A 3,204-nucleotide genomic window follows, 5' to 3' on the forward strand; every position below is an offset into this window, starting at 1 on the left:
CTGCATCCCGTGTTCGTGTGGGACGCTCAGTACTCCCCTGTGAAGAACACCTTCACCCATGTCGACTTCTTCGGCGTGGATCTTGACAAGGAAATCAAGGTCAAGGTGCAGGTGGAATATGTGGGCACCCCCAAGGGCGTGAAGATGGGCGGTACCATGGAAACCTACCGCGACGAAGTGGTTCTTTCCGCCAAGCCCGCCGATATGCCCCGCAAGGTCAGCGTGGACGTTTCCGGTCTGGAACTCAATCAGACCATCCGTGTTTCCAACATGCCTCTGCCCGAAGGTGTGAAGGCCGTGTACAAGTCCGACTTCACCATGGTCTCCGTCTTCATGGAAGGCGCTGAAGAAGCTCCCGCCGAATAATCGGCGAGCAGGCTTTGCATGTTCCGGCCGGGGCAGATTTCTGCTCCGGCCTTTTTTATCCGGTCCGGGCAGGGAAGCGCATCCTTTTCCCCGGACGGCCCGTTTTTCTCAAGGCCTTTCCATGCAGCGGCAAGGGCGGAAGCTGCCCTGTATCGTGCAGAGGGCAGGGAAGGGCGAGCTCTGCCGTCTCTTCCGGGCGTGTTGTTCCGTCTTCGGCGGTCGTTTCTTTTTCATCGTTTTGTCCCATGTTCCTGTGAGGTCCCATGTCCCTTTTTTCATCCTCATCCGTTTCCGTTCTGGGCATAGATCCGGGCTCCAATATCACAGGCTGGGGTATTGTGCGCGAAAGTTCCGGCAGGCTGGAACTTGTGGCCAACGGCGTGCTGCGCGTCAAGGGGGAATCGTTCCCCGAGCGTCTTTCCTGCATCTATCACGGCCTGCATGACATCATTGAGGAATTCCGCCCCGAAGAGGCGGGGGTGGAACAGGTGTTCACGGCTAAGAATATCGCCTCCACCATCAAGCTGGCACAGGCCAGGGGGGCGGCCATAGCCGCCTGCGCCTCCTTCCGCATTGCCGTACAGGATTATGAACCTACGCTGGTGAAAAAGACGCTGGTGGGCACGGGCAGGGCCGAAAAGGAGCAGGTGGCCTTCATGGTGGCCCGTCTTCTGGGAAAAACGCATATCGAAGGTCCGCTGGACAGTACCGACGCCCTGGCCATAGCCGTGTGTCATTTGACGCTGCGCCGCTTCCGCAGGCTGGAAGGCAAGATCTGACGTCAGGCAGGGAGCGGCCCTTCCCGCTCTTGCGAAGTGACGGGCGTGCTGCCTGCTTTTCCCTGTCGTCTGTGGGATCATGTTTTCTGCCCGGTGCCGCCGGCCCCCGGCAGGTGCACCCGCCATACTTTCTGCGGCAGAGGCGCAGGCGACGGCTTGTCATGACGCCCTTCCGGCAGGGAAGAGCGATGCTTCTGCATGTCCGTGCCGGTTATCTTTCGTGCCTCATATGCCCGGAGCCGTGATGCCCGGGGAACGGCATGGCGGAAAGCTTTGGTGAAGCGGAGAAGCCTGCTGTGGCATGCATGTCTTCCGCAATGACGGATGTTCAGAATTTCGCACATCCTGCAAAGCGCCGGGTGCTTTTCCGGGGCATGTCATCTTTTTTGGCCTCATCATCCGGGAAAGGGCGGCGGAAAAGGGCAGAGGAGCGCTGTCTGCCCGTGCCGCGGGCCGGGAAAAGGACCTTGCATACCTTATTTAAAGGAACAGGCGGGAGCCGATGTGGTCGCGGAGCGTTTCCGGCCGGGCTTTTTTCCTTGTTGCGCCGGAAAAAAAGCCCCGGAGCAGCTTTTTTGGGCGGAAAAACGCCCCTTCTCCCTTTTCTGAGGGCGCGGCTTTTCTCGGAAGTTCAAAAAATTTTCAAGCCTCTGACGCTCTGTCTCCCATGGAAAAAGGGGTGTTCAAAAAAAAATACGTCTTTTCCGGCTTTTCTGAGGGGAAGAAAACGGGCTGAAATTATAATATACTGTTTTTCCTTGCAAAAATAAATTTATGATAACGTTGGCATGGAAATTGCATAATGTTTGGTACATTCCTTTGAAAAACCATCAACACCACTCGCCCGTCGGCTTCCCTCTCCGGCGGGCTTTTTTTCTGCCCCTGCGGACTTGTGTTCTGTGAAAAATACAGGCAAACTGCGCCAAACCCTTTTGGAGGAGATCTTCTATGAGTCTTTGTCCCTGTGGCTCCGGCCTTGAGCTGGATGCCTGCTGCGGCCAGTATATCGAAGGAAAGGCCAAGGCTCCCACTGCCGAAGCCCTCATGCGTTCGCGTTATACGGCCCACTGCCTCGGCCGTTATCAGTACCTGACGGACACCACGCATCCGCAGTTCCGCGAGGATGCTTCTGCTGATGAAATCAAGGAATGGTCGTCCATGATGACTTGGGAAGGCCTCGACATCATGGAAACCGTCGACGGCGGTGAGAACGACACCACGGGCGAAGTGAAGTTCAGCGCCCACTACAGCGTGCAGAACGTGCCGCAGGAACTGCGTGAAGACGCCTTTTTCCGCAAGGAAGGCGACGAATGGTTCTATGTGGAAGGCAACGTGTACGCCAAGCAGCCCGTGCGCCGCGAAACGCCGAAGATCGGCCGCAACGATCCCTGCCCCTGCGGCAGCGGCAAGAAGTACAAAAAGTGCTGCATGCCCCGTTAGGAGCCTGAGGGAGAAACCGTACGAAGTGTTCCCCCGCAAGGGGAGCCGCCGTTCTTTTTCGACGGAAGAAAGAGGGAAAGGCGGAGAAAACCCTTGCGTCCCGGCGTAAAACACTGTAATAGGCTTTTCCGGCGGGCATTCCACGGAAGGCGTCGCTCCGGAGCTTCCGCCTTCGTGAGACGCCTTGCGGCCCGGGCAAAAAGAATTACCGGCAGGGCTTGTCATTTCCCCCTATTTGTGGCAGGCTTCCTGAACAGAAGGAACGGCATTCTTTTTTCCTTTTTAGTATGTGAGCCTGTATCTCGATACAGGCAATTTTCCCCACAGTCCCAACATGTCCAAGGAGGACGCGCATGGCTGAAGTTTCTTTCCAGGGAAAGACCTTTGAAGTCGACGAAGACGGTTTCCTGCTTCGCTTCGAAGACTGGTGCCCTGAATGGCTGGAATTCGTGAAGGAATCCGAAGGTATTCCGGAACTCACCGCCGATCATCATAAGGTTATCGACTTCCTGCAGGACTACTACAAGAAGAATGGTATCGCCCCCATGGTGCGTATCATGTCCAAGAACACCGGCTACAAGCTGAAGGAAATCTACGAACTGTTCCCCTCCGGCCCCGG

The 3,204-nt window shown here is 56.6% G+C and carries 4 protein-coding genes; all 4 read left to right on the top strand.

Going from position 1 to position 3,204, the window contains the following annotated elements; all coding sequences use genetic code 11:
* Positions 1 to 366: 50S ribosomal protein L25 (locus Q0K07_RS13010; protein ID WP_294559788.1), on the top strand; the 366-nt coding region annotated here is incomplete at its 5' end.
* A 263-nt stretch (positions 367 to 629) separates the two neighbouring features.
* Entirely contained in the window at positions 630 to 1,145 is a 516-nt protein-coding gene (ruvC, locus tag Q0K07_RS13015) for a crossover junction endodeoxyribonuclease RuvC (protein ID WP_294559789.1), read from the top strand.
* A 948-nt stretch (positions 1,146 to 2,093) separates the two neighbouring features.
* Positions 2,094 to 2,585, top strand: a complete 492-nt coding sequence (locus Q0K07_RS13020; RefSeq protein ID WP_294559790.1) for a YchJ family protein — start codon at positions 2,094 to 2,096, stop codon at positions 2,583 to 2,585.
* A gap of 353 nt (positions 2,586 to 2,938) precedes the next feature.
* The coding region (locus tag Q0K07_RS13025) for a TusE/DsrC/DsvC family sulfur relay protein (protein WP_294559791.1) at positions 2,939 to 3,204 on the top strand (266 nt) is incomplete at its 3' end.

Origin of the sequence: uncultured Mailhella sp., from assembly GCF_944324615.1 — a bacterium.
GTDB lineage: Bacteria > Desulfobacterota > Desulfovibrionia > Desulfovibrionales > Desulfovibrionaceae > Mailhella.